The sequence below is a fragment of the Kosakonia sp. SMBL-WEM22 genome (assembly GCF_014490785.1).
Classification (GTDB): Bacteria; Pseudomonadota; Gammaproteobacteria; order Enterobacterales; family Enterobacteriaceae; genus Kosakonia.
Map to the genome: position 1 here is coordinate 4,080,532 of NZ_CP051488.1, position 26,110 is coordinate 4,106,641.

The 26,110-nt window shown below is 58.0% G+C and carries 24 protein-coding genes; 12 read left to right on the top strand and 12 right to left on the bottom strand.

Going from position 1 to position 26,110, the window contains the following annotated elements; translation table 11 throughout:
* Window positions 1-373: 373 nt before the first annotated feature.
* The gene (locus HF650_RS19620; RefSeq protein WP_187800011.1) at window positions 374-1,090 is read left to right on the top strand and encodes a nitroreductase family protein; all 717 of its coding nucleotides are present in this window, start codon (window positions 374-376) and stop codon (window positions 1,088-1,090) included.
* A gap of 146 nt (window positions 1,091-1,236) precedes the next feature.
* On the opposite strand, the gene HF650_RS19625 is transcribed toward HF650_RS19620, so the two are convergent.
* Both HF650_RS19625 and HF650_RS19630 read right to left on the bottom strand, forming a co-directional pair.
* Window positions 1,237-2,358, bottom strand: a complete 1,122-nt coding sequence (locus HF650_RS19625) for a cupin domain-containing protein (RefSeq protein WP_187800012.1) — start codon at window positions 2,356-2,358, stop codon at window positions 1,237-1,239.
* Window positions 2,359-2,423: 65 nt separating this feature from the next.
* A complete protein-coding gene (locus tag HF650_RS19630) occupies window positions 2,424-3,347 on the bottom strand; it encodes a LysR family transcriptional regulator (RefSeq protein WP_187800013.1) in 924 nt (307 codons plus the stop codon).
* A 101-nt stretch (window positions 3,348-3,448) separates the two neighbouring features.
* On the opposite strand from HF650_RS19630, the gene HF650_RS19635 reads away from it, so the two are divergent.
* On the top strand, window positions 3,449-4,516 hold the full coding sequence (locus tag HF650_RS19635) for an SDR family oxidoreductase (RefSeq protein WP_187800014.1): 1,068 nt from the start codon (window positions 3,449-3,451) through the stop codon (window positions 4,514-4,516).
* A gap of 34 nt (window positions 4,517-4,550) precedes the next feature.
* Here HF650_RS19635 and HF650_RS19640 read toward each other — a convergent pair whose 3' ends face one another.
* Window positions 4,551-5,123, bottom strand: a complete 573-nt coding sequence (locus HF650_RS19640) for an ABATE domain-containing protein (RefSeq protein ID WP_187800015.1) — start codon at window positions 5,121-5,123, stop codon at window positions 4,551-4,553.
* 138 nt (window positions 5,124-5,261) lie between these two features.
* Between HF650_RS19640 and HF650_RS19645 the strand changes: the two genes are divergently transcribed.
* Window positions 5,262-6,137 (top strand): alpha/beta hydrolase, encoded by an 876-nt coding sequence (locus HF650_RS19645; RefSeq protein WP_187800016.1) that lies wholly within the window; start codon window positions 5,262-5,264, stop codon window positions 6,135-6,137.
* A 26-nt stretch (window positions 6,138-6,163) separates the two neighbouring features.
* On the opposite strand, the gene HF650_RS19650 is transcribed toward HF650_RS19645, so the two are convergent.
* Window positions 6,164-6,925 (bottom strand): class I SAM-dependent methyltransferase, encoded by a 762-nt coding sequence (locus HF650_RS19650; RefSeq protein WP_187800017.1) that lies wholly within the window; start codon window positions 6,923-6,925, stop codon window positions 6,164-6,166.
* 112 nt (window positions 6,926-7,037) lie between these two features.
* Between HF650_RS19650 and HF650_RS19655 the strand changes: the two genes are divergently transcribed.
* Window positions 7,038-7,817, top strand: coding sequence for a helix-turn-helix transcriptional regulator (locus HF650_RS19655; RefSeq protein WP_187800018.1), 780 nt, complete (start codon window positions 7,038-7,040; stop codon window positions 7,815-7,817).
* A gap of 39 nt (window positions 7,818-7,856) precedes the next feature.
* On the opposite strand, the gene HF650_RS25575 is transcribed toward HF650_RS19655, so the two are convergent.
* Entirely contained in the window at window positions 7,857-8,045 is a 189-nt protein-coding gene (locus HF650_RS25575) for a cold-shock protein (protein WP_346014258.1), read from the bottom strand.
* A gap of 10 nt (window positions 8,046-8,055) precedes the next feature.
* Complete coding sequence (gene cspA, locus HF650_RS19660) at window positions 8,056-8,268, bottom strand: RNA chaperone/antiterminator CspA (RefSeq protein WP_187800019.1); 213 nt, start codon at window positions 8,266-8,268, stop codon at window positions 8,056-8,058.
* Window positions 8,269-8,629: 361 nt separating this feature from the next.
* On the opposite strand from cspA, the gene uxuA reads away from it, so the two are divergent.
* On the top strand, window positions 8,630-9,697 hold the full coding sequence (gene uxuA / locus HF650_RS19665) for a mannonate dehydratase (protein ID WP_187800020.1): 1,068 nt from the start codon (window positions 8,630-8,632) through the stop codon (window positions 9,695-9,697).
* Between the two features lie 20 nt (window positions 9,698-9,717).
* Here the strand turns inward: uxuA and HF650_RS19670 are convergent, their stop codons facing one another.
* From HF650_RS19670 to opgC, 6 genes are read right to left on the bottom strand one after another with little or no spacing between them, the layout of a single operon-like run.
* Window positions 9,718-10,233 (bottom strand): ATP-binding protein, encoded by a 516-nt coding sequence (locus HF650_RS19670; RefSeq protein WP_187800021.1) that lies wholly within the window; start codon window positions 10,231-10,233, stop codon window positions 9,718-9,720.
* Between the two features lie 45 nt (window positions 10,234-10,278).
* On the bottom strand, window positions 10,279-10,713 hold the full coding sequence (locus HF650_RS19675) for an ATP-binding protein (RefSeq protein WP_187800022.1): 435 nt from the start codon (window positions 10,711-10,713) through the stop codon (window positions 10,279-10,281).
* Between the two features lie 3 nt (window positions 10,714-10,716).
* On the bottom strand, window positions 10,717-11,055 hold the full coding sequence (locus HF650_RS19680; RefSeq protein WP_187800023.1) for an STAS domain-containing protein: 339 nt from the start codon (window positions 11,053-11,055) through the stop codon (window positions 10,717-10,719).
* On the bottom strand, window positions 11,055-12,245 hold the full coding sequence (locus HF650_RS19685) for a SpoIIE family protein phosphatase (protein WP_187800024.1): 1,191 nt from the start codon (window positions 12,243-12,245) through the stop codon (window positions 11,055-11,057). Before HF650_RS19685 ends, HF650_RS19680 begins: the two co-directional genes overlap by 1 nt.
* Before the next feature lie 9 nt (window positions 12,246-12,254).
* Window positions 12,255-13,175: a hypothetical protein gene (locus HF650_RS19690; protein ID WP_187800025.1), complete on the bottom strand. Its 921-nt coding sequence runs from the start codon at window positions 13,173-13,175 to the stop codon at window positions 12,255-12,257.
* 11 nt (window positions 13,176-13,186) lie between these two features.
* Entirely contained in the window at window positions 13,187-14,404 is a 1,218-nt protein-coding gene (gene opgC / locus HF650_RS19695) for an OpgC domain-containing protein (RefSeq protein WP_187800026.1), read from the bottom strand.
* Between the two features lie 296 nt (window positions 14,405-14,700).
* Here opgC and HF650_RS19700 point away from each other — a divergent pair, with 296 nt between their 5' ends.
* From HF650_RS19700 to HF650_RS19730, 7 genes are read left to right on the top strand one after another with little or no spacing between them, the layout of a single operon-like run.
* Window positions 14,701-16,515: a cellulose synthase catalytic subunit gene (locus HF650_RS19700; protein WP_187800027.1), complete on the top strand. Its 1,815-nt coding sequence runs from the start codon at window positions 14,701-14,703 to the stop codon at window positions 16,513-16,515.
* Window positions 16,512-17,843 carry a DUF3131 domain-containing protein gene (locus HF650_RS19705; RefSeq protein WP_187800028.1) on the top strand — a complete coding sequence of 444 codons (1,332 nt, stop codon included), beginning with the start codon at window positions 16,512-16,514 and terminating at the stop codon, window positions 17,841-17,843. The genes HF650_RS19700 and HF650_RS19705 overlap by 4 nt, the downstream gene beginning before the upstream one ends.
* Window positions 17,840-19,384, top strand: coding sequence for a DUF3131 domain-containing protein (locus HF650_RS19710; RefSeq protein WP_187800029.1), 1,545 nt, complete (start codon window positions 17,840-17,842; stop codon window positions 19,382-19,384). The genes HF650_RS19705 and HF650_RS19710 overlap by 4 nt, the downstream gene beginning before the upstream one ends.
* On the top strand, window positions 19,369-20,763 hold the full coding sequence (locus tag HF650_RS19715; RefSeq protein WP_187800030.1) for a DUF3131 domain-containing protein: 1,395 nt from the start codon (window positions 19,369-19,371) through the stop codon (window positions 20,761-20,763). Before HF650_RS19710 ends, HF650_RS19715 begins: the two co-directional genes overlap by 16 nt.
* Window positions 20,760-21,197, top strand: a complete 438-nt coding sequence (locus tag HF650_RS19720; protein WP_187800031.1) for a globin — start codon at window positions 20,760-20,762, stop codon at window positions 21,195-21,197. The genes HF650_RS19715 and HF650_RS19720 overlap by 4 nt, the downstream gene beginning before the upstream one ends.
* Window positions 21,194-23,863, top strand: coding sequence for a response regulator (locus HF650_RS19725; protein ID WP_187800032.1), 2,670 nt, complete (start codon window positions 21,194-21,196; stop codon window positions 23,861-23,863). Before HF650_RS19720 ends, HF650_RS19725 begins: the two co-directional genes overlap by 4 nt.
* Window positions 23,853-26,057, top strand: coding sequence for a sugar-binding domain-containing protein (locus HF650_RS19730; protein WP_187800033.1), 2,205 nt, complete (start codon window positions 23,853-23,855; stop codon window positions 26,055-26,057). Before HF650_RS19725 ends, HF650_RS19730 begins: the two co-directional genes overlap by 11 nt.
* Window positions 26,058-26,110: the final 53 nt, after the last annotated feature.

Here is a 26,110-nt window from a genome sequence, read left to right on the forward strand (position 1 = left end):
CGCATGACCTACTATGCGCTCAATAACAGCTGGAGAAGGTAACGAAGGGTTGAATCATTGACTACTTAAATACTTGCCGTACGCTCTACACTGCACAATTACAGTATGAAAGAGAAGACGATCTGCCACAGATTTGCGTAAAAAAAAGCGTCAAGAGTGGCTTTTTTACCAGCGAACAGGCTCCGTTCACCGTGTCGGTTAATAATAACTGACGGCAAAATGCTCCGTTAACTTTTATAACTGACGGGGCGCGCTAAAGGTGGCGTAAAATACCACGCTTTCTTTCATTTATTTGCTGAATGGGATCTTATCGGCGTGTGTTCAGATAACTTTGCTACTTTTACCATTACTGCTCACTACAGGAGCGCTCTTTATGGATCCGTTTCAGCAAATATTGAAGTCCACTATCGCCCGTACTGAGTCGACGCCGCCCGCCGTTGCGCCGCAAGCATTGCTGGAAACGGTATTCAATACACAGACCCTCACCCCGCCCGTAGAGATGTTCCTCGCGCTGGCGAAATCGCGCCGCTCGATCTACGCACTGGGTAAAGATCTCCCGGTGTCGCACGAAGAGGCGATTGCAACGATCAAAGAGGCAATTCGCCAGGCGCCTTCGGCGTTTCACTCGCAAACCTCACGCGCGCTGATCCTGCTTGATGATGAGCACGAGCGTTTCTGGGAGCTGGTGCGTGGGCAGATGCGCAACGTGATCCCGGCGGAGAGTTTCCATGCTACCGCCGATAAGCTTGATGGCTTTAGCGCGGCGGCCGGCACGGTGCTCTTTTTTGAGGATCAAGAGGTGGTTAGTCATCTGCAGCGCCAGTACATTGCCTATGCCGAGCACTTCCCGGTCTGGTCAGAGCAGAGCAGCGGCATTGCGCAGTACGCGGTGTGGCTGGCGCTGGCAGAGAAGCAGATTGGCGCTAATTTGCAGCATTATCACCTGTTGATTGATGCCGATGTTCGCGCAACATGGAACATTCCGCAGAGCTGGATGCTACGCGCAGAGATGAATTTTGGCGCGATCCTCGCCCCTGCAGATGAGAAGACGTTTATCGACGATGAGCGGCGATTTATTGTCGCCAGATAAACCGTAGGCCGGATAAGGCTGTAAGCCGCCATCCGGCATCTGCACACGGGCAAAATGCCGGATGGCGCTGCGCTTATCCGGCCTACGCGTAACTGCGTGAAATGTGCTTATCCGGCCGACAAAAGATCACGCCGCGTGGCGCGGCGTTAATCCTCGAAATACCAGTAACCCTGGTTAACCAGCCAGGTCAGCTCCTCGGCAAAGGCCGGGTTATCCAGCGCGCTACCCAACTCCTGCACGCCGATGGTGGCGTAACGACAGAGCGCATCGGCGGCGTGCGGCTCGGCGGTCTCCAGACATTCGCTATTGATAAAGAAACGGTCGCCGACGCGCAGAGCGCGCAGCCCGCTGAGTCGCGTTAATCTTTGTCCCTCTTTCAGTGCCTCTACAACTTCCTCGACCGGGTAATCATCCGGCTCCGGTGCCACATCCAGTTCGTGGCGCGGCGTGGTAATAAAGCTGCCAAACCAGCGGGTGAAGTGCTCGGGATCGTTGATCATGCCGATCATCATGTTGCGCACGCGATCCAGCTCGTACTCCTCTACCCTGCCAGTATGTTCGCGGCAGGTGAGATCCGGATCGCTGTAGTGCTCGCCACCAAGATCGTTTTCCAGCACGTAATCTGCAAAGCTGCTGATCAGATCGCGGCCATTCGGCCCACGAAAACCAATCGAGTAGTTGAAAGCAGTCTCATGGGTAAAGCCATCGTGCGGGAAACCTGGTGGGATATAGAGAATATCGCCCGGCGCAAGATCTTCATCAATGATCGGCTGGAAAGGATCGACATGCAGCAGCGCCGGATGGGGGCAGAACTGGCGCATCGGCAGCTTATCGCCCACGCGCCAGCGGCGGCTGCCCATCCCCTGAATAATAAAGACGTCATACTGGTCGATATGCGGGCCGACGCCGCCGCCCGGCACGGAGTAGGAGATCATCAGATCATCAAAACGCCAGGCGGGCAGCACGCGAAACGGCTCCACCAGCTCGGCGGAGGGCGCGTGCCAGTGGTTCACCGCCTGCGCCAGCAGGGACCAGTCGCGCTCGCCTAAGTGATCGAACGCCTCAAAAGGGCCATTCCACGCCTGCCACTGCCCGTTAACGTGGCTGACAATGCGGCTGTCGATCTCCGGCTCCATCGCCAGGCCTGCCAGTTCATCGGGCGAAATCGGGTCGACAAAATCGGTAAATGCGCCTTTCAGCACCACAGGTTGCTTCTGCCAGTACTTCTCAAGAAATTCCGGCCAGTTGAGGTTGAGTTGGTAAGCCATAGATCCACACCAGTGAGAAGGGAAACGGCGCTGATTATAAAAAGAGAGCGCACCCCTCCGCCTTGTCATGGGTCAAGGGCAAGCGGCGGTGCGATAACTAATTGTTCGAGCGCAGCGAGCAGGGCATCGACTTTTGGCAGCAGCTGTTTACGCCGCGGCCAGACCAGGCTTAGCGGCAAGCCATCCGGCTGCTGGTGCGGCAGCACGATAACCAGCTCGCCGCGCGCTAACTGCTGATGCACCAGCCAGGTGGGCATCTGCCCGACGCCCAAGCCGGCGCAGAGCGCCTGCCGCTGCGCATCGACATCGCCGAGCGTCATGCGGTATGGCACGCTGCGCCACTCCGGGTGACCATCTTCCGTGAGCAATAACCAGGGTTTACTGCTGCCATCGACGCGCTCATAGAGGATCGCCCGGTGCTGAAGCAACTGCGCCTCGTTTTGCGGCAAGCCCTCCCGGCGCAGATAGTCAGGCGACGCGCAGAAGACCATCTTTTCCCGCCCAAGCTGCCGGTGGCCAATCGACACCGGTAAGTCGCCGCCCAGACCAATGCGCACCGCGACATCGATCCCCTCATCAAAGAGATCCACAAAGCGGTCGGAGAAGGTAATGCTGAGATCAATCTCCGGGTGCTGCTGGCAAAACGGAATCAGCGTGGGCATCACGCCGAGCCGACCGTAGGTGGTCGGCACTGCCAGCCGCAGGCGGCCCGAGGGGATAGAGCGGTGCGCCGCCAGCACTGATTCGGCTTCAGCCAGCTCTTCGAGAATGCGAGTGCAGGTCTGGAAATAGGCCTGCCCGGCATCGGTCAGCGTCAGGCGGCGGGCGGTGCGCTCCAGCAAACGCGAGCCGAGGCGCACTTCCAGCCGAGTGATGCTTTTGCTGATCGCCGAGCCGGTCAGATGCAGGCGCTCTGCGGCGGCGGCAAAACTCCCCTCTTCGACGCTGGCGACAAAGGGGACGATATCTTTCAGGCGTTGATCGCTCATGGCATTACTGAATTGAGGTTATGAATGATGTGAATTAATAGCAGAGATAAGAATTAAATTCTCTATTAGGCTTTAAAGCTGATAAAGATAAGGAGTCCTCTATGCAAAAACGAGCATTGATAGTCGGCATTAGTGGCGTGATTGGTCGCGCGCTGGCAGAACAGCTTAAAGGCGAAGGGTGGCAGGTTAGCGGCCTGTCGCGCGGGCGTGGCGCAATCCCGGAGGGTTGTGAAAGCCTGACCGCCGACCTTACCGATGCGGCGGCGGTTAACGAGGCGCTAAAAGAGGCGCAGGCCGATGCGCTCTTCTTCAGCGTCTGGTCACGCCAGGAGAATGAGCAGGCCAACATCCGCGTCAACGGTGCCATCGTAAAAAATGTCATTGAGGCGCTCGGCGAGCGGCTTAACGGCAGCCACGTTGCGCTGGTTACCGGCCTCAAGCACTACCTTGGCCCCTTCGAAGCGTACGGCAAAGGCGCGGTGCCGGTCACGCCGTTCCGCGAAGAGCAGGGTCGCCAGCCGGTAGAGAACTTCTACTATGCGCAGGAAGATGAAGTGTTCGCCGGCGCGAAGAAGTATGGTTACCGCTGGAGCGTCCATCGCCCGCACACCATCATTGGCTATGCCCTCGGCAATGCGATGAATATGGGCCAGACGCTGGCGGTCTACGCCACGTTGTGCCGTGAAAAGGGCTGGCCCTTTATCTTCCCCGGCTCGCCCGAGCAGTGGAACGGGCTGGCGGATGTTACCGATGCCGGTCTGCTGGCCGAACAGTTGAGTTGGGCGGCGCAGAGCGAGCAGGCGGCGAATGAAGATTTCAACGCGGTAAATGGCGATGTCTTCCGCTGGAACTGGCTGTGGCCGAAGCTGGCGGCCTATTTCGGCATTGAAGCAGCGCCCTACCCGGCAAGCATGATGCCGCTGGAAAACCGCATGCAGGAGGCGCAGGCCGCCTGGACGGAGATTGCGCAGAAGTATCAGCTTCGCGAAGCGGATATCAACAAGCTGGCCTCCTGGTGGCATACGGATGCCGACCTCGGTCGCCCAATGGAAGCCTTCACGGATATGAGCAAAAGTCGCAAAGCGGGCTTTACCGGTTACCGCTCAACGCCGGACTCCTTCTTCGCGCTGTTCGACCGCCTGAAGCAGGAAAAGATTATCCCGCGTTGATGCAGAATGCCCGGCACGCCGGGCACATTAAGGGTCAGCTTTTTGCGCGAAAGCGGGCCACTTTCGCCCGATTGCCGCACAGCGCCATGCTGCACCAGCGGCGGCGGTGCGCTTTGGTTTTATCGTAAAACCAGAGCGTGCACTCCGGGTGCTCGCACTGGCGAACGTAGGCGAACTCGCCTTCAGCAAGCAAGTGTGCCGCGTTTTCCGCAATGGGTGCCAGCACTTGCTCTGGCGTCGTGAGCAGGTATTGCCGCTTAACGTGCAGCGTTTTGCCACCATCATTGCTTATCTGCAAATAACTCTGCGCCTGCGCCAGCCAGCCGTTGAGCGTCTCCAGTGTGAGTGCCCCTCCCCCTTTTTTTGCCGTCACTAATTCCCGGATCGTGGTGCGCAGCGCGCGGGCAGCCGCCAGCAGCTCGCCGGGTTTACCTACGGCCGCTGCGGCAAAACCCGCATGATTTAGCCACTGAAGCACATCCTCATCGGACTGCAAAAAGTCACGGGGCGAGTGTTCGGCCATCGCCAGCGTATTGATAAAATCCAGCGCCCGCTCATCGGCAATAAACCACGGCCCGTCGGGCGCGGTGGCGGTTGAAGTGGTCATTTTTTCTGGCTCCTGATGTTCACTTGCTGCGCATTGTAACCGATAAAATTAATTTTACACAGTTACAAACCTGCGCCATACTCCATTTTCACGTAACCTTTTAAATAGGCTTTTAACGGTTTCAGAGAAGGAGTAATTATGGCTGGCAATACCCATTTCCCGGTTCGCTATCAATTTGTCGAAGCTGACGGCGTGAAGGTTTTTTATCGCGAAGCCGGTGATCCGGTGAACCCTACCTTACTGCTGCTGCATGGCTTCCCGAGTTCGTCCCACCAGTTTCGTGAGTTGATCCCTCTGCTGGCGGATAAGTTTCATCTTATCGCCCCGGATCTCCCCGGCTTTGGTTTTACCGAAGTGCCTGCCGATCGTGATTATCTCTACACCTTTGACGGGCTTGCGAAGACGCTGATCGATTTTGTCGATGTCCTCGATCTGCAACGCTTTGCCATCTATGTCTTCGATTACGGCGCGCCGACAGGCTTACGGCTGGCGGTACACTACCCGCAGCGCATCAGTGGTTTTATCTCGCAAAACGGTAATGCCTATCTTGAAGGGCTGGGCGATGCGTGGGCGCCGGTGCGGGCTTACTGGGATGAGCCGTCGGCAGCTAATCGTCAGGTAGTGAATGACGCCATCCTCAACCTGGAGGGGACAAAGTGGCAATATCTGCACGGTGTAAGCGACCCTGCGAGCGTCGCGCCAGAGGGGTATCAGCTCGACGCACTGTTAATGCAGCGCCCGGGAAACCGCGAGATCCAGCTGGATCTGTTTCTCGACTATGCCAATAACCTGACCCGCTACCCCGATTTTCAGGCTTTCTTCCGCGCGGTGCAGCCGCCAGCGTTGATCATCTGGGGCAAACACGATCCCTTCTTTATTCCGCCGGGAGCCGAAGCCTATAAACGTGACAACCCCAATGCGGTGGTGGAGCTGCTTGATACCGGGCACTTTGCACTGGAGACCCATGCGGGCTATATCGCACAGCGTATCCGTGAAGTGATTGGCGTAAGGTAACGCCCGGAAAACCGGGCGCATGCGGTTCAGGAGTGCGCCTGGAACATCAGAGTGTCAGAGGTGAAACTGCCCTGCTCGTCGAGGGCGAAATGGCTTTTCACCTCATCAGAAGTGGTCTGTTGCAGGTAGCGGATCGCTGCGCGCAGCACCTCCGGGGTTTGCATACGCTCAACCCAGGAGCTGTACTCCAGCGCCAGGCGGCCGGTGACCAGCTTCTCCACCAGCAGGCCACTCTGCTGCGTCATCTGCAACCACTCGCCGGGCGAGTAGTTGCGCACGTGCGAAGGATCGCGCAACACTTCGATGGTTTGCAGCCAGATATCCAGCACCGGGCGGCCCGGCGAGGTGATATCCATCAGAATGAACTTCCCGCCGGGTTTCAGCACGCGCTGCACTTCACGTAACGCCTGCGGAACATCGTGCCAGTGGTGCGCCGAGTAGCGGCTTATCACCACATCAAATTCGCCGTCGGCAAAGGGCAGCGCTTCCGCAGCACCATGAACAGTGCGCAGGTTGCTTAACTGGCGATCGCTGGCGGCATGGCGCACAACTGCCAGCATCTTCTCCGATAAATCATATGCGGTAACTTCGCGTACCACGCCTGCGGCAACAAAGTTGGCATGCCCTGCGCCGCAACCTAAATCGAGCACGGAGGCTGCCGGTTTTTCACCCAGCCACTGCGCGAGACGCACTAAATCCTCCCCGTGGGAATGTACCTGGCTGCTTAAATAGGCCTGCGCCCGATCGCCAAACTGCTGCTGCGTTAATTGATGATGATTGACGGCCATGCTCTTTTCCTTTTCATGATGAGTGACGACAAACCTGCTCATCAACGACTGTACGACCCTTTTTATAGGGGTACAATATGGCTACTTATACTGGTATTAACAGGTACCACCCATGGAAAACACTCTCTTCGCCGGGCCAAAAGCGCTGGGCGATTTTTTACGATCCCAGCGGGAAAAGACGCTGCCTGCGGATATTGGCCTGCCAGCGCAGGGGCGACGACGTACGCGAGGGTTACGGCGAGAAGAAGTTGCGCAACTGAGCGGCATCAGCACCACCTGGTATACCTGGATTGAGCAGGGGCGCGATATTGTTGTCTCGCCGCAAACCCTGTCGAATATCGCCAACGTATTAAGAATGAAGCCCACCGAGCGGAACTACCTTTTCCATCTGGCGCGGCAGAACGATCCGCAGGAAGAGCATGTAGTGACGGTGGAGAAAGAGGTGCTGGCCTCGGTGCAGCAGATGACGTGCCCCTGCTATCTGCTCGATTTGACCTGGACAATGCTGGCGTGGAACACGGCGGCCGAAGCGCTGTTCAGCGGCTGGCTGGATAGCGATCCGCAGCCAAATATGATGAGTTTTATGTTCCGCCATCCGCTGGCACGCACGCTGGTAGCCGACTGGGAGTCGCGCGCCAGCCGCATTGTGGCGGAGCTGCGCGCCGATGCGATGCACTATCCGCACGACCAGGCCCTGAATAGTTTTGTTGAGCGTTTACGCAGTGAGAGCGAGCTGTTTCGCACCTTCTGGTCGCGCCAGCAGGTGGTGGTGCGCGAAGGCGGCGAGCGGGTGTTTATGCATGCACAGCGCGGAGAGCTGCACTACCGGCAGATAACCTGGCAATTAACCAGTAACCGCTCGGTAAAAATGATTATGTTAGTCGGGGAGTAAAAAGAGGCATAAAAAAAGGCCAGTAAACTGGCCTTTTTATTATTTACGGAATTCCATCGTAACGTTATTTGACTGCATAATCGCGGCGATATTATCAAATGTGATCATTGCTGATTTGCAAAAAATACATTTGGCACCGGCCGGATTTTTCTCAGTCACGTCAAAACTGGAAACTCTGTATTGCGACCCGTGACAGCACGGGCAGCGGAAATGGATATGGTTCGTAATAAAATCGTCCTTAGCGCGGCACTACGTTAGCAGCGGCCGGGCCTTTCGCACCATTTTCAATGGTGAATTCAACTTCTTGATTTTCATCAAGAGTGCGGTAGTTATCGCTCTGGATTGCAGAGAAGTGTACGAATACATCTTTGCTGCCATCTTTAGGAGTGATGAAGCCAAAGCCTTTCTCAGCGTTGAACCATTTTACGATACCCGTCATTTTAGTAGACATGTTTGTTACCCTTTTGTTTTATAGGCCATTTAAGGCGGCAATGGTCTGAAGCATTATTTATCAGCGTATAAAGAGACCCAAAAAGAAGTAACTAACGAGGTACTTAGAGATGAGAGAGACTTTAGTGAACTACTGGCTGGAGATAATGATTATCAAACCGACGAGTCATTAACGCACGGTTATGGCTTAAGGCGCAAGGCTTTATTTAGAAACTTTTGTCAGCATTACGTAAACGTTAGATAAGCAGCGTAACGCGAAAATGCGTTGTGTGAAGAGGATCGCAAAAAAATGCTGAGGCGCACGTTATTATCAATACTAGTATGGCAGTTAAGGCTATGGATTGATAAAGGTGGTAACGAACATGCAAATGACGATGCGCTGGTTTGGGCCAGTCGAAGATAAAATTCCGCTGGCGCATATTCGCCAGGTTCCAGGCGTTGAAGGCGTGGTAGGCGCGCTGTATGACGTGCCGGTCGGTGAAGTGTGGCCGCAGGATAAAGTGCGCGCGCTGGCCGATCAGGTTCAGCAGGCCGGGTTGAAAATGGAGGTGATTGAGAGCGTCAACATCCATGATGACATCAAAATCGGCCTGCCAAGCCGCGATCGCTTTATCGCCAACTACCAGCAAACTATCCGCCATCTAGCGGAGATCGGCATTAAAGTCATCTGCTATAACTTTATGCCGGTGTTCGACTGGATGAAAACCGAGATGAACTACGTCCTGCCAGACGGTTCAGTCACCATGGCGTTTGAGAAGAAAGGCATCGATAAGACGCTGAATGAAGTGGTGAAAGAGGTGCTGGAGAATTCAAACGGTTTCGCGCTGCCGGGCTGGGAGCCAGAGCGGCTGGCGAAAGTGCAGGAGCTGTTTGCCAAATATAAAGATGTCGACGAGAACAAACTGCGCCAGAACCTCGTCTATTTCCTTGAGCGCGTGATCCCGGTGTGCGAAGAGGTCGGCATCAAAATGGCGATTCATCCGGACGATCCGCCCTACTCGATCTTCGGCCTGCCGCGCATCGTGAAAAACCGCGACGATCTCGACTGGATCTGCACCGCCGTCAACTCTGAGGCCAACGGCATCACCTTATGCACCGGCTCCATTGCCGAGGACCCCGATAATAACGTCTACGAAATTCTCGCCGAGTTTACCCGCCGCAGGCGTATCCACTTCGCCCACGTGCGCAATATCAAGCTGATTCAGGATAAGGATTTCTATGAATCGGCGCACCTTTCGCGCTACGGCTCGCTCGATATGTATGAGGTGATGAAAGCCCTGCATGACAACGGCTTCGATGGCTATATCCGCCCGGATCACGGCCGCTTTATCTGGGGCGAAACCGGGCGTCCAGGCTATGGTCTTTACGACCGCGCGCTCGGCGTCACCTATCTGCACGGCTTATGGGAAGCGCTGGAAAAACGGCACTAACTGACCAAAAGCACCGGTGTTTACCGGTGCTCTTCCTCATAGTGGCGCACCTTAAAGCCCTCTTCATCGGCGGGCGGCGCAAAGTAGCGGGTAATCAGCTCAAACTGCGCGTCGGTGGCGGCGAACTCGTGCTCGCCCGCCGCATTGCGCTGGCGCAGGCGCGCTTTACAGGTCTCATCGCTTACCACGAGATAGTGCAACACATGCTGCGCCCCGGACTCCTGAATAATCGACATCATCCACTGACGGCTGGCGACGGTATTGGCGGGAAAATCGAGGATCACATCTACCCCGGCCTGTAACAGGGCAATGACGTGCGGCTTGATTGCTCGCTTAAGCACCGCGGAGTAGTGCACATAATCCTCCACACTGTGCATCGACTCTTTAAACAACAGAGCCAGCCAGCTATCTTCGCTGAGCACCACGCTGCCCGGCGTTTGCGCAAGCGTTGCCGCAAGGGTCGATTTACCGGAGGCGATTTTGCCGCAGAGGATATGCAGCGTTGGCACGTTTTGGCTTGTCTCATCAATGCGCATGTGATGGCTCCCGTTTGCGCTTTACCCGAGCCCCGAGCATAAGAGTTAGCCGCTTGCCGCTTCAACTCCCCATTTTTTGCACAGCGTGGCGATATTAACCCCGGCCTGCCGCTGCACATTAAAGCTGTCCACACTGAGCAGGATCAGCTTCAGCCCGCGCCCGCTCTCCAGATCCGGCTCCATCTCAAGACCATTTTCCTGCTGTGCAGCCAGTAAGCGTTCAGCGGGAAACGGCTCGCCGTTATCGCGAAACGTCAGTTGCACCTCCTGCGCACTGGCGGCAAACGCGATGCTAAAAGTGGCGGCGGCCTGCTCATGCAGGCTATGGCGAATAATATTGGTCGCCACTTCGCACACCGCCAGATCGAGGGCGAAGCGCCACTCCTCATCTACTGGCAGCGCGGCCATCTGCGCGTTCAGCCACTCAGCAAGCGGCGAGAGCGCGGTGAGCGAGGCGGGAAAGGTTATCTCGCGAGCCATAATTTACAACCCGAGCAGCTGCAGGGCGGCGGCTCTGTCCGCGCTGATGCGAAAAATGCGGTCCATGCGCGTCAGGGTAAACATATTTTTGATGCCGGGGTTAAGGGCGCAGAGCACCATTTCACCTTTGCCGTTCATCATCTTCATTAATGAAACCAGCGTGCCGAGGCCGCTACTGTCAATAAAGTCCACCTTGCTGAAATCGACAATCAGCGCGCGCGGCTCATCGCCCAGTTCACGGGCAATCGCCTCTTTAAAAGCCGCGGAAACAGAGGCATCCAGGCGGCGAATCGCGGGCGTAAGGATCGTCACCCGCGGCTGACGTTCGCTATCGATATTCATCACTTCTCTCCATTTCGCTCAATAATTAACAGGGAAACATCATCTGCCATCTGCTCGCCGTTGCGCCAGCCAGTTAAGTGCTGACCGAAGTGCGGCAAAAGTGTGTCAATCGTCTGGTTAACGTGCTGTTGCAGCCACTGCTGCAAGCGTGGCGAGCCAAACTGCTCGCCCGCCTGGTTTTCGCACTCGGTAATGCCGTCACTAAAGAGGCAGAGGCGCTCACCGGGATGCAGCTCAAACTCGACATCATCCCAACTGAGATCGGGCATCAGCCCAACCGGTGCGCCGCCGCTGCCAATCGGCGTGACCTCGCCCCCGGTTGAGACGATAAACGGCGTCGGATGACCCGCCTGGCAGAGCCGCCCTTTGCCGCTCGGGATGTGAATAACGCCGTAGATGATCGTGAAATAGCTCATAATCTCCTCCTCTTCGCTGCAAAAGCGGCTATTAAGCATGCTCACCACTTCTGCGGGCGAGGCGACGCTGCCATCAGCAGAAAAGAGGAAACGCTCCACTACGCGCCCCTGTAAAAACTGCCGCGCTACCGCAAGGGACATCATCGCCGCGCCAACGCCGTGGCCCGAGACATCGACACAGTAAAACCCCAGGTGGTCGTCTAGCTGAAAGAGGTTAAACACATCGCCGGAGACCCACGCGGAAGGCAGAAAGAGCCAGTCGGAAAAGTAGTCGTGATAGCGCAACTGATGGGCGGGCAGAATCGAGTGCTGAATGCGTGCCGCCGCCTGCAGATCCTGCTCTATTTGCTGGAGTGCCTGGCTAAGCCGTGCGTTGCGTGCCGCCAGCGTCGCCTCCAGCGCCAAAATGCGCGAGCCAGCATGCAGCCGCGCGCGCAGCTCGCTCTGCTCCACCGGCTTACTGAGAAAGTCATCGGCACCTGCGTCAAATCCCTGCGCCAGATCGCCGGGATTTTCCCGCGCAGTGAGCAAAATCAAGTAGATATAGTGACCAAACTGACGTTCGCGAATTTCGCGGCACAGGGTTAAGCCATCCATCTCCGGCATCTCCCAATCGCTTATCACCATGCTAACGGGAGAAGTCGCAAGGATCTCCAGCGCACTGACACCATTTTCCGCTTCGCTGACCACATAGCCCCACTGCGCCAGCATGCGTGAGAGCAGGCGGCGATAGATGGGCGAATCCTCGACCACAAGCACATGCTGTTGGGTCACGGCGGCTCCTTATAAAGGTAAAAACCAGATCAGGCTGACGGTTCCTTCGCGGAATTTGCCATTCCCGCTCTTATGGCCGGGGTAGCGCGTGCCGGCAAAGTTGGCGTACTGCAACGAGAAAGAACCCGGCGTGTAGCCCGCATAACCAAAGCTGTAGCTGTAATCGCCATTCCACGGCTGCTGCTGGCTGCGATCCGGGAACCAGAAAGCGGTAGCGCGCACAAAGAAGTGCTGCTTAAAGGTGTAACCACAGCCGCCAAGCATCACGTTTTTGTTCTGCTGAATATCGTTACTCTTCACATCGTAATAGCGCGGCACCCAGCTGTAGCCGACCTGGCAAATAATCGAATCGCCTTTATTGATCAACAGCTTATTTTCAACAGGTTTCGGCAGTGAGAATTTGTAGGCCAGCGTCACCGCCCCCTGTTCGAAATAGGTTCTGCGCTTGCTGCCCGACGTCCAGAAGTGGTTATCGCCATAGTTGCTGTAGACAAGGCTGACAGTGTTGGCATGCCAGTCGTCATAGCCAAAGGTGTAGCGAAAATCGGTGGTGTAACGGCTGGTATCGGTCACCGGCACGCGGGTGGTGATATTGGCGAACCAGAAGCTGTAGGGGGAGTATTGCAGGCTCAGGTTAACCGTCTGATTCACTTTTCTTTTCTGCTCGGCACTACTGGAACTGTTCGGGATCGTTACCCACAGCTCTTTCAGGCCGGTACCAAAACTGAGTGCGCCGGAAAAAGGCTTGTTGTTACCGGAAAAAAGTCGTCCCCAGCGGCTGGTAAAGACGCCGACCTGAACCGGTTCGCCATTACTGTCACGCAGCGACTCGCTCTCCGCTTCGCTCTTCTGCGCCTCACCCTTCTGCGCCGCATCCGCTGCCGGTAAGACGGCAAACAGTGCGCAAGCCAGTAAATATCTCTCCCGCATTCTGCCTTTCCTCAGTTAGGTATCCAGCGCGCACCGACATTATATTTCGCCAGCAGCCACAGCACGCCGAGCGCCGCCGCGTGAACCAGCGTGTTGACTATCCACGCCTGCCGCCAGAGATCGAAAGTGACGAACTGGCTCACCGCCAGCACCACATAGACGTGCAGAATAAAGACATAGAGCGAGTGCTGACCGAGCGGGATGAGAAACCAGCCGGTAAGCTTATAGATAGGTCGCCAGCACCAGCTCAACAGCAGATAGACTGTCACCATCAGGCTGATATCATTCAGCACCCGCACCGGGCCAAGACCGTTTTTCGCCGCCCAGGTGTGGTAAAAGGCGTTGAAATCCGCCGGTGGGATCACGTGCATCAACAGCTGCGGCGGCATAAAGGGGTTAGTGTGGTTCTGGGCAACGAACCCCAGGATCAACGCAACGATCACCAGCGTCACAATCACCACTTTGCCCGGCGGCGTGCGCGCCAGCGACAGCAGCTCGGCTTTGTACCAGCCGCAGCTCATGCCGAGGACGAAAATAAATTGCCAGGCGAGCAGCGGAAAGGCGAACTCAAACTCGGAGACCGTCACCCGAACCGGCCAGCGCTGCCAGCAGCCATACACCAGCAGGGAGAAGCTCAATAACCACCACACTCTGCCCTGCTTAAGCAGCGCCAAAAAGAGCGGGCTTAAGAGCAGCAGGAAAATATAGAGGCCCAGGATTTGCGTCTGGTGCGGCCCGATTTGCAAATAGAGCACGATGTTAAACCATGTCTCTTTTATTTGCGGCGTCACCGGATAAAGCGACCACGATGTTCCAGAAAATCGGTCGGTAAAGTGGGTCACTTCAAACACATTTAAAAAAGGTAAAAAACCAAGTAACAGTATCGACAATATGATGATGATATTAACGCGATATATTTTCCACGCCCGCAGATATAATCCCCAGCAAATCGTTAATAACGCCGCTTTTTGCAGCCGCGCCCGATTAAGCATTCCCAGCATAAACCCGGAAAGAATAACAAAGCCTTCGGCACCGGTAGTTAAGCCAAAACGCTCCCATGAAAATATATTAAATATCGACATCACTTCCGTATGCGCCACCACCATCATCACCAGCGCAATACCGCGCATTAAATCGATACGCAAATCGCGGCTACCGGCAACAGAATAGCGCCATGCCTTTGATTCTAAATTATCTTTTTGCGTTAGCGCAGGTGCCATCTGGCTCATACATTGACCTGTTAAGTGTGGCAATAAAACAACAGGGAAATTATTTAGATAGCTTAAACATGCGCATCCGGCAATGTTAACGAAGCGAAAAGCGCAGCGGAAAAAATCATTCAAAATGATATTAAATTAACTGCAACGAATTATTCCGCGCTGCGCTTTGCTGGAAACTTTTAATCAGCGATCTACACTTACATTACTTTTTGTTTTACCGGGAAGTTATTACGCCAGGCCGCGAAACAGGTCCGCCTGGGTATTATCTGATTTCTTATTATCACGGAATAAAGATAACAACCGCTATGGGCTTCTATTTTTCCCGATTCGAAGATCGCACACCGCCCGAGCCGCTGAAAACGCCGCGCTGGGCGATGATTACCTGGCAGATATTAGCGGTTGCGGCGCTGATTCTGGGTGCGAATTATATCTACTGGCGCTGGACGGCGTCGCTGAATATGGATGCCTTGTGGTACGCCATTCCGCTGGTATTAGCGGAAACGCTGGCGTGGATCGGTACGGTATTGTTTACCATCAACCTGTGGAAAGAGGAGGACCCGCCGCAAGCGCCACCGCCACAGGAGATTAACGACTGCCTGAGCGCTGACGAAGCGGTCGAACCGCGCCCGGTGAAAGTGGATCTCTTTATCGCCACCTACTCCGAAGATGTCGAGCTTGTCAGGCTCTCGATCCGCGATGCGATGAAGATGGAGTACCCCTCTCGCCTTGATTACCGCGTGCATGTTCTTGATGACGGGCGTCGCCCGGAGATGAAAGCCGTCTGCGACGAAGAGGGAGTGAATTATATTACCCGGCAGACCAACATCGGCTACAAAGCGGGTAACCTGCGCAACGGTCTTGAGCAGACCGATGGCGATTTTATCGTCATTTGCGATGCCGACACCCGCGTTTTTCCAACCCTGCTCGCCCACACCCTCGGCTACTTCCGCAACCCGGATGTCGCATGGGTGCAGACGCCGCAATGGTTTTACGATCTGCCTGCCGGGGAGAACCTCTCCCGCTGGCTGGCGCGTAAAACCGGCAAAGTGGGCTACGCCTTCGGCTGGCTGGCGCAAAAAATTGTCGGCCCGGTGACGATGGGCCGCGATCCCTTTTTTAACGATCCGCGCATGTTTTACGATGTGATCCTGCGCCGCCGTAACTGGGCCAACGCCGCCTTCTGCTGCGGTGCGGCGTCGGTGCACCGGCGTGAAGCGGTGATGCAGGCGGCGCTGCGTAGCTATGTCTGGACGGTGGAGGAGGAGATCGACCGCCATACGCGCGATATCCGCGATCCCGCCACCCGCGAAACGCTCCAGGAGGCGATGCGCCCCCATGTCGCCTTCGATACCGAACTGACGCCCTACAAATTCCACGTCTCGGAAGATATCTACACCTCGATTCTGCTGCATGGCGATGCGGCGCGAAACTGGCGCTCGGTGATGCACCCGCGTATCGAATCAAAAATGTTATCGCCGCAGGATATGCTGACGTGGATGATCCAGCGCTTTAAGTATGCCGCCGGATCGCTGGATATTCTGTTTCACGACAATATCTTCAGCCGCCGCCGCTTTAAGCTCTCGTTGCCGCAAACCCTGATGTACGCCACTACTTTCTGGTCCTATATGGCCTGCGTCTGGAACGCCATTTTCCTGATTTCGCCGATCATCTACCTCTTTACCGGCATTCCGCCGGTGTCGGCCTGGTCGACGCCCTTTTATCTCCACTTCCTGCCCTTTTTTATCCTCTCGGAGCTGGCCTTTATGTTTGGCACATGGGGTATTTCCGCCTGGGATGGGCGCGCATCCTATCTCTCCTTCTTCTCGATGAATTTGCGGGCGCTGAATACGGTGCTGCGCGGGGAGCAGATCAAGTTTCACGTTACACCGAAGGAGCGCCAGACCGGGCGCTTTCTCTACCTGGTGAAACCGCAAATCGCCATCGTCCTGCTGACCCTCACCGGGCTGATTTGGGGCGGCATTCAGGTGGCGCGCGGCCAGGTGGATGATCCTTCCGGTTACGTCATCAATATCTTCTGGGGTGCCGTCAATATTGCCGCAATGTTGCCGCTGATCCTCGCCGCCATCTGGACGCCGGACGAAGAGGAGGCGCGAACATGAGAACGCGCGACGCGCTGCTTTCCGCACGCAGTTACATCACTATCCTGCTCGGTTTTCTGCTCGGCTTCGCCATCGTAGTGTGGGTGGAAAAACAGATGCCGACGCGCGTTGAGAGCAGCGGCGGCATGGCGCTTAGCAAAGATTTCCCGCCGCTGCCCACTTCACGGGCGCTCACCTTTGAGGAGGCGATCTGGGCGCGCGTGGCCTGGCAATATTACGTCAACAATACGCAACCCAACGGGCTGCCAAATGCCCAGGATGGGCAGGCGTGGTTCAGCTTATGGAGCGCAGGCAGCTATCTGCTGGCGGTGATCGCCGCACAGCAGCTGCACATCCTTAGCGAAGCAGAGAGCGACGCGCGCATCAGTAATGCGCTGGCAACCCTTGGCGGGCTGCCGCTTACGCCGCAGGGCGTGCCGGCGGCCTACTATCATGCTGATACGCTGAAAATTCTCGGCAAGCCGGAAACCTCCGCTATCGGCATGGGCCGTCTGCTGGTAGCGCTGCAAACCCTGCTCTGGCGCTCGCCGCAGCACGCAGAAGCCGTGCGCGATCTCTTTAACCGCTGGCAGGTGGGCGCGCTTATCGTCACCAGCGGCGCAACGCAGGCCGCCGCGCCGCTGCATCACTGGGCGCTGGCAAGCGATGAGCCGCGCAACAGCTTTGGCTATCGACTTTATGCCAGCCATACGCTGCGGCTGATCGACAGCGCCGCCGGGCTGGCGGTGACCAATCCGCCGGAAGGGCAGCAGATGATCGATATCGACGGCATTATGGTGCCCGATGAGGGGCTGCGCACGCCGTGGGGACGCCAGCCTTCGCTGATTAGCCTCCCCTATCTGTTGACCGGCCTTGAGCTGGGCTTTGATGCACAGAGCGCGGAAATCGCCTTTCGCATTATGCAGATCCAGCAGCGCCGCCACAGCCTGCGGGTGCGCAAACCGCCCATCAGTACCGACTATGCCGAACCCGCACCGGACTTTATCAATGACCTGCCCAACCGCCAGCCTGTCGACAACGAGGCGCTACGCGATGCGCCGCCGGAGCTGACGGCGATCACCTCTACCCGCTCGGCCTTCGCCTGGTATGCCCTGTTTCGCAATAGCTGGAGCGAGGCCCTGCGCCAGCAAGCGCAGGCGCTGCAAGTGCCGGGTAAAGGGTGGCAGCGCGGGTTTAACCTCAATAACAGCGTGAACAGTGTGATTGATGCCGACACCAATGCCATTGTGCTGGAGAGCCTGGCCTATATCGCCCACGGCCAGATGCTGTGCCTGGCCTGCTTTAATCCCGCGCCCCGTTCCCCTTCGTCAGCAGGAGCTACGCCATGAAGCTGAAAGCACTTCTCTTTTTTCCCCTCCTGGCAGGGTTTATGGCGCTGTGGATAACACTAAGCCAGGCGCGCGCTGGCGATCTTCCGGCATCGGACTACGCGCCGCGCAGCGGCAAGCTGACGGCGCAAGAGATGACAATGGCGAGAAACGCCTGGCAATACTTTGTCGCTAACTACCAGCCGACCACCGGGCTGGTCAACGCGGTAAATAAATACCCCTCCACCACCATGTGGGATAGTGCCTCCTACCTTGCTGCGCTAACGGCGGCACGCGAACTGGGGATTATCGACAAAGCGGAGTTTGACCGGCGGATGCTCAAGATCCTCGCCACCATCAACAAGCTGGATCTGTTTCGCAATGAACTGCCCAACAAAGCCTATAACACCCTCACCGCGCAGAAGGTGAACTACACCAACAAACCGGGCGAGATTGGCTTCTCGGCGCTGGACATCGGTCGCATGCTGATCTGGCTGAAGGTGATCAAAGAGCGCTACCCGGAGTATGGCAACAGTATCGATAACATCGTGCTGGGCTGGGATTTTAGCCATGCTGTTGACCCGTGCGGCACGCTCTACGGTGCCTATCTGGAAAACGGCCAGCCGAAGTATGTGCAGGAGGGGCGACTCGGGTATGAAGAGTATGGCGCTGCCGGTTTCCAGCTCTGGGGCTTTAACACCTGCCAGGCGAGCCGCCCCCAGCCTTATGAGCTGGCGGAAATTTACTGCGTGCTGGTACCGTACGACACGCGCGATCCACGTGCCACCTCGCAGCACAACTATGTAGTGACCGAATCCTATCTGCTCTATGGCCTTGAGTTCGGCTTCGATAACCCGAACGATCGCAATAACAGCCCGCGCAACTACTCCCATCCGTGGATGAAAAACTTCGCCGACCGCGTCTACCAGGCGCAGGAGAACCGCTACACCATTACCGGCGTGCTCACCGCACGCTCCGAGCACCAGCTCGATAAAGCCCCCTACTTCGTCTACGACACGGTCTACACCGACGGCTATGACTGGAACACCATCACCGATAAAGGGCAGTTTATGCCCAGCGCTGCCGCCGTCTCTCTGAAAGCGGCGCTCGGCATGTGGGTGCTGTGGGATTCGCCCTACACCGATCGCCTGATGAGCGCCATCGAGAACGCCAACGAAGAGGGTAAGGGTTACTACGAAGGGCTGTATGAGAATGGCGACGGCCCGATCAAAGAGTTCACCGCCAACAACAACGGCATCATGCTCGAGGCGCTGCTGTTCAAAAAAGAGGGCAAGCTGCTGCAGTTCAACACCGATAACCCGAAAAACCGCAACTTCGCCCCATCGCTGTGGGAGAAGAAGCTGGTCGATCTGTTTGAGGAGAACAACGCCCGCCGTAACCGACCATTCCTTGAGAGCACGCCGTCGGTGAAAAACTGGTGTCAGCAGACCGGCACCACCCAGCGCACGAAACCTGCCTGCCAGGCGTGCCAGTGCGCCTCCTGTAATGCGGATGAGCCTGTGAAGCTGCCGCCGGTGACTGCGCAATGTCTAAAACCGTAGTTCGCTGGCTGGCGATCCCTCTGCTGCTACTCGCCGCCGCCTTTGCGCTCTTTAGCGAGGGCGGCGCAGGCTGGCGCTGGCTGACAAAAGGGGCGTGGAACACCACCGCGCGCGTCAGCAGCCTGACGCCGCAGGAGCGCGAGTGGGCCGCCATCGCCTGGCGCTACTTCGTCAACAACACCCAGCCGCAAACCGGGCTGGTCAACGGCAGCGACAAGCAGCCGCGCGTCACGCTGTGGCAGATGGGCGACACGCTAATCGCCCTGCTGGCGGCTAAAGATCTCGATCTGGTTGATGATAAGGAGTTTGACGCGCGCCTCACCCGCCTGCTCGGCACCCTCAACCGGCTGATGCTCACCGATAGCCGAACGCCTGGCAGGCTCTACTCCAGCCAGACGGCGACCCTCGTCGACTTTAGCGGCAAGCCGGTGAAGAGCGGCTGGTCGGCGAAAGACATGGCGCGCCTGATGCTGGCGCTGCGCCTTACCGCCGAGCGCGCACCGCAGTACCGCGAATATCTCGACAAAGTGATCCTGCGCTGGAACTTCTGCCCGGTCATGGATGGTGAAGGCGAGCTGTGGTCAGCCTCGCTGCAAAACGGCCAGCCGGTGGTGCGCGAAGAGCTGCGCCTCGGCGAGAGCGAATATGCCGCCAGCGCCTTTCGCCTGTGGGGTTTTCCGGCCGGGAAAGCGCTCACGCCGCCGTCGAAAAACGTCATCATCTACCAGCGCAGCCTGCCGGTGGATGCCCGCGATCCGCGCACCACCTGGCAGCCATCGATCCTCTCGACGGTGCCAGCGATGCTGCCGGGGCTGGAGTTTGGCTGGCAGCCACCGGGATTGAGTGACGAGGTGCAAACCCTGCTGCGCGATCGGGCGCAGGGCGTCTGGCTGACGCAGAAAACGCGCTGGGAAAAGGAGAAGACCCTCACCGCCCGTGCCGACTTCACTCTCGCGCAGGCACCGTGGCACGTGGAGGATAGCGTCTGGGGCAATGGCTATGCATGGAACACCCTCGGCGATGACGGGAAATATTACCCGCGGCTGGCGCAGGTGACGACCAAAGCGGTGTTTACGCTCTGGGTGTTGTGGGACACCGCCTACACCAACGCCTTGATGGCAGTGACGGAACACCTGAACGATCCCGAACGCGGCTGGTTTGAGGGGCGCGTTGAAGCAACAGGCGATATCAACAAAATGGTAACGCTCTCCACCAACGCGATGGTGCTGGAGGCGCTGCTCTACAAAGCCAACGGCGGGCCGCTCTTTCGCGACGGCTTAATCGATGATGAGAGCTATTTCGTGCGCCGCACGACAGATGAATTTAACAAACCCGGCCTCTGCCTGCCGGGCGAACGCACCCCGAGGGCCGCGCCATGAAATTCTACCGCGATCTCTTTGAAGCGAGTCTGAGCCGCGTCTTCCCCGATGATGAGAAGCACGCCTTCTTTAACGCCTTCTACACCACCTTTATGCAGATGTCGCCAGAGACGGAGCAACACTTCGCCCGTTTCGGGAGTGAAGAGGGGCAGCAGTTGGTCTACAAGAGCTTCTTTGCCATGCTGGCGGTCGACGGCGCGCTGTTTGTGCCCGATTTTCTCGAGCGGCTGGCGCGCGAGCAGAGCACCGACGGCCTGCGCCTGCCGCCGCGCTTTTTTGCCCTCTGGCGTGAAGCGATGTTAATCACCGTGCGCCAGCGCGACCCGCAGTGTGACGAAGAGACGCTGACCGCGTGGGCGATGGCGATTGCGCCGGGGCTGGAGTACCTGCGCCGCCAGGCCGAACTGCACTACCGGGCCGGGGAGGCATCATGAGCACAGCCTGCCATTTCGACCTCAACGCCCTGCCCGCGGCGGTGCTGATCTACGATCGCCACGAGCGGCTACTGGCGTGGAATGCGCAGGTAGAGGCATTTTATCCGGCGCTGGCCGGCGGGCTAAAGCCGGGCGCGACGCTGCAAAGCCTGGCAGAGAAGTTTATCGACGCGGCCTATAACACCGACCCGAGCCGCCGCCAAATCCTGCGCGAGGCGATCATTCGCAACTGCCGCCAGCATAACCATCGCGAAGTGCGCCAGGCCGGGCAGCGCCGCCTGTTTGTCCACCACCAGCGGCTGGCGGATGGCAGCATCGTCAGCCTGCATAGCGACATCACGCAGCTGGATGAAGCCCAGCGCTCGCGCCAGCAGCTGCATGATGATTTCCTGCTCACCGCTGACTCTATTCATATCGGTATCTGGGACTGGCAGATCTCGGCAGACAATTTGCAGGTCAACGACACGCTGCTGACGATGATCGGTCATCCGCGCAGCCAGTGGCGCCATCCGGCACGCTTTCTGCTCCATCTGGTGCATGAAGAGGATCGCGCCCGCCTGCGCCAGGCGATGCAGGGCTCAACCCGCCATCACGTTCCGGTGTTTGAGTGTGAAATCCGCGTTCGCCATCAGAGCGAGGAGTGGCGCTGGATGCTGCTCTCCGGCCAGGTGGTGACACTGACCATGCAGGGCGACGCGGAGCGGGTGATCGGCACGTTGCAGGATATCACCCGCCGTAAAGAGGCGGAGCTGCTGGCGATTGAGGCGGCGAAAGTGGCACGCGACGCCAACGAGGCGAAGAGCGCCTTTCTGGCGAATATGAGCCATGAAATTCGCACGCCGATGAACGGTATTCTCGGCATGACACAACTCTGCCTCGACACGCAGCTCACCAGCGAGCAGCGGGAGTACCTCTCGCTGGTGATGAGTTCGGCGCAGTCGCTGCTGCATATCATCAATGACATTCTCGACTTTTCGAAAATCGAGGCGGGCAAAATTATCCTCGATGAGGAGCCGCTGGAGATCCGCCCCTTTATCCAGACGCTGATCCGCCCGCATATGCCCGCCGCCAGCGAAAAAGGGATTGAGCTGCTGGTCGATATCGATCCCGCCGTACCGGAGGTCGTCTCCATTGATGGCCCCCGGCTGCGGCAGATCCTCACCAATCTGCTCGGCAACGCGCTGAAATTTACCCATCAGGGAGAGGTGGTGCTCGCCATCTCGCCGGGCGAAGAGTCCGGGAGCTGGCGTTTTGCGGTGCGCGACAGCGGCATCGGCATTCCCGCCGAAAAGCAGCAGGCGATCTTCGAAGCCTTCAGCCAGGCAGACAGCTCCACTACCCGCCGCTATGGCGGCACCGGGCTGGGGCTGACCATCTCCGCGCGGCTGGTGAAGATGATGGGCGGCGAACTGGCTGTGAGTAGCGAACCGGGCGTGGGCAGCGAGTTCGCGTTCAGCTTAACGCTGGTAAGCCAGCCTGCCGCGCTGGCGGCAATGCAGATGACGCATTTTAGCGGCGAGCGGGTGCTGGTGGTGGATGATAACAGCACCAACCTGCGCCTGCTGGAGACGATGCTGACGCAGATGGGGCTGGTGCCGCACTGCGTCGATAACGCCCACCAGGCACTGCGCCTGACGGCAGAGAGCGAACCCTTTCCGCTGATCCTGCTTGATGCGCAGATGCCGGAGATGGATGGCATCTCGCTGGCGCTGGAACTTTCGGTGCTGCCGCAGGCGAGCCAGAGCCGCATCATTATGCTCAGTTCGATGAATCGCCACTTCGATGCTCGGATGCTTAAACGCATCGGCATCGCCCACTACCTGCATAAACCGGTGGCGCAAAGCGAGCTGAATCAGGCGATCGCCAGCGTGCTGGCACCGGGCCGCCTGCCCGAGCCTGTTGCCGTCGAACAGCCTGTCGCGCCGCCAGTGGCAGCAAGCGCGCTGCGTATTCTGCTGGCGGAAGATAATCTGGTGAACCAGAAACTGGCGCTGCGTCTGCTGGAGCGGCTCGGCCATCATGCCGAGGTAGTTGATGACGGGCGTGCGGCGCTCGATCGCTGGCACGAAGGCGGCTGGGATCTGATCCTGATGGATCTGCAAATGCCCGGCATGGATGGCGAAACGGCGATCCGCCTGCTGCGCGAAGAGGAAGTGATGCACACGCTCCGCCACCAGCCGGTGATCGCCATGACCGCGCACGCCATGCAGGGCGATAAAGAGCGCTGCCTGGCAATGGGGTTTGATGGCTATATCGCCAAGCCGGTAAGCCAGCAGGCGCTGCACGATGAGCTGACCCGCATCACGCAACAGGACGATGAAGGGTTGCCCACGCAGAGCGCCCTGCTGGCCCAGTGTGCCGACGATGCTGAACTGGTCAACGAGCTGCTGGGCCTGTTTGCCGAAAGCGTCGGCACGATGCAGGGCGAGATTGCCGCAGCCATTCACACCAACGATCGCGACGGCCTGCGGCGCGCGGCGCATAAGTTGCGCGGCGAGGCGATTGCCCTCGATTTTACCCGTCTGAGCCAGCTGCTGCAGCAGCTTGAGAGCCAGGCGATCGGCCTCGATCAACAGGCACTGGATAACTTGCACACGGCGCTTCGCGAGGAGTTCGTGCGCGTTGAGGTGTGGCTGCAACGCCGGGAGGCAAACCATGCTGCGTAACACGCTAATGCTGATGCTCTTACTCTCAACCCAGGCTTTTGCCATCGCGCTGCCCGTCACCTGGTCCCTTGCCGGAGAGTGGCGCGTGCATGATGCCAACGATCCCGCTTTCGATGGCGTCAGCGCCTCCAGCGCCGACTGGCGCACCCTGCGTGTGCCCGCCAACTGGTACAGCGACGGGCTGGATCACCAGGGCGCGCTCTGGTACCGGCACAGCTTTACCCTGCCTGAGCAGTCTGCCGATACGCTGGCAACACTGGTGTTTGACGGCGTCGACTACCTTGCCGACGTGACGCTGAACGGCAAGCGGCTGGCACACCATGAGGGCTACTATCAGCGCTTCCCGGTCGATATCAGCCACGCGCTTCGCCGCCATAACCAGCTGGCTGTGCGCGTCGATAGCCCGTTTGAAGATCCGAAAACCATCTGGCCGCTGCATAAAACAATGGTCAAAGGGGTGCTGAATCAGCATGACACTCGCCCTGGCGGTGCCTGGTCGGCGCAGGGGCAGGATGCCAACTCCGGCGGCATCTGGGCACCGGTCCGGCTCCACCTTAGCCGCGGCGTGGCAATTGATGAGATTATCCTGCGCCCGCAGTGGCAGGAGGGACTGGCGAAGCCGATGCTGCGCGCCGAGATCCGCTACCGGGCAAAACAGGCCGGGCCGGTGACGCTGCGCCTGGCGGCGACGCCGGATAATTTTTATGGTCGTGACTACCGCCAGGAATTTCCCGTCACGCTGGAGACAGGCGAGAGCAAGGTGCTGACGGTGACGCTGCCGATGGAGGCCGCCAGGCTCTGGTGGCCGGTCGGTCACGGTAAACCTAATCTCTATCGCGTGCGCGCCTCGCTGATGGATCAACAGGGGGTGATGGATACCGCCGTTACCCGCACCGGCCTGCGCAAAATGGAGGAGGCAGCGGACAACAAAGGCTGGCGCATTAACGATAAACGCCTGTTTGTGAAGGGCAGTAACTATATCGGCTCACCGTGGCTCGGCACCATGACGCGCAAAAAGTATCGTCAGGACTTCGAGCTGGTCACGGGGATGAACGCCAATGCGATACGCGTGCATGGCCATGTCGCCGGACGCGCGCTGTATGACGTCGCCGATGAGATGGGGCTGATGATCTGGCAGGATGTGCCATTGCAGTGGGGCTATAACAACAGCAGTGAGTTTGCAGATAACGCCGCCCGCCAGACGCGGGAGATGGTGGCGCAGTTCGGCAACTCACCAGCGATTGTGGCCTGGGGTGGACACAACGAGCCGCCGTGGAACTCGCCGTGGATGGAGAAGCGCTTTAAAGACTGGAATAGAGATCTTAACCGCGAGCTGACGCAAAAAGTGGCGGATGCGCTGGCCGAGGACACCTCACGTATTGTGCACCGCTTCTCCGCCGTGGAGGAGCACTACTGGCAGGGGTGGTATTTCGGCACCATGCGCGATGTGCTCGCTCCGGCGAAAACCGGCATCATCACCGAGTTTGGCGCGCAGGCGCTACCGCGCCTCTCAACGCTGAAAACCATTATTCCCGCCAGCGAGATGTGGCCCAAGAGCACCGATGCGAAAGATCCCGGCTGGGATCGCTGGAAGTACCACAACTTCCAGCCGTTCCAGACCTTTGGCTTTGCCAACGTGCCGCGCGGCGAGAATATTCAGCAAACCATCGACAATACCCAGCGTTACCAGGCGCAGCTGGTGGCAATGGCGGCAGAGAGCTATCGCCGCCAGCGTTATCAACCGGTTACCGCCCTGTTCCACTTTATGTTTGTCGAGACCTGGCCGTCGATCAACTGGGGCGTCGTTGACTACCTGCGTCAGCCGAAAGCGGGCTATTACGCGTTGCAAACCGCCTATCAACCGCTGCTGCCCTCTATCGAGCCGGTCACGGCAAACTGGCAGACCAATAAAGCGAATAACGTGCGGCTGTGGGCAATTAATGATAGCTGGTCGGCCTGCGAAAAGTGCACGCTGAAGTGGCGCATCACGCAAAACGACAGCAACCTGGAGAGCGGTGAGCTGCCGCTGACGCTTGAGGCAGATTCCGGCCAGATGGTGAAAGAGGTTTCGGTAACCCCCACCGCGCCCGGCGAAGTCAAGATCGCCTACTGGATTGAGGATCGGCAGGGCAAAGTGGTGGGTAAAAACGCGCGCGTGGAAGCGGTGACGGCGGGCGAAAACCCCGTACCGTGACAGCCGTGGTCGTAACCTTTACTCTGCTTGTTATCGCAATGCCTTTACCGTGG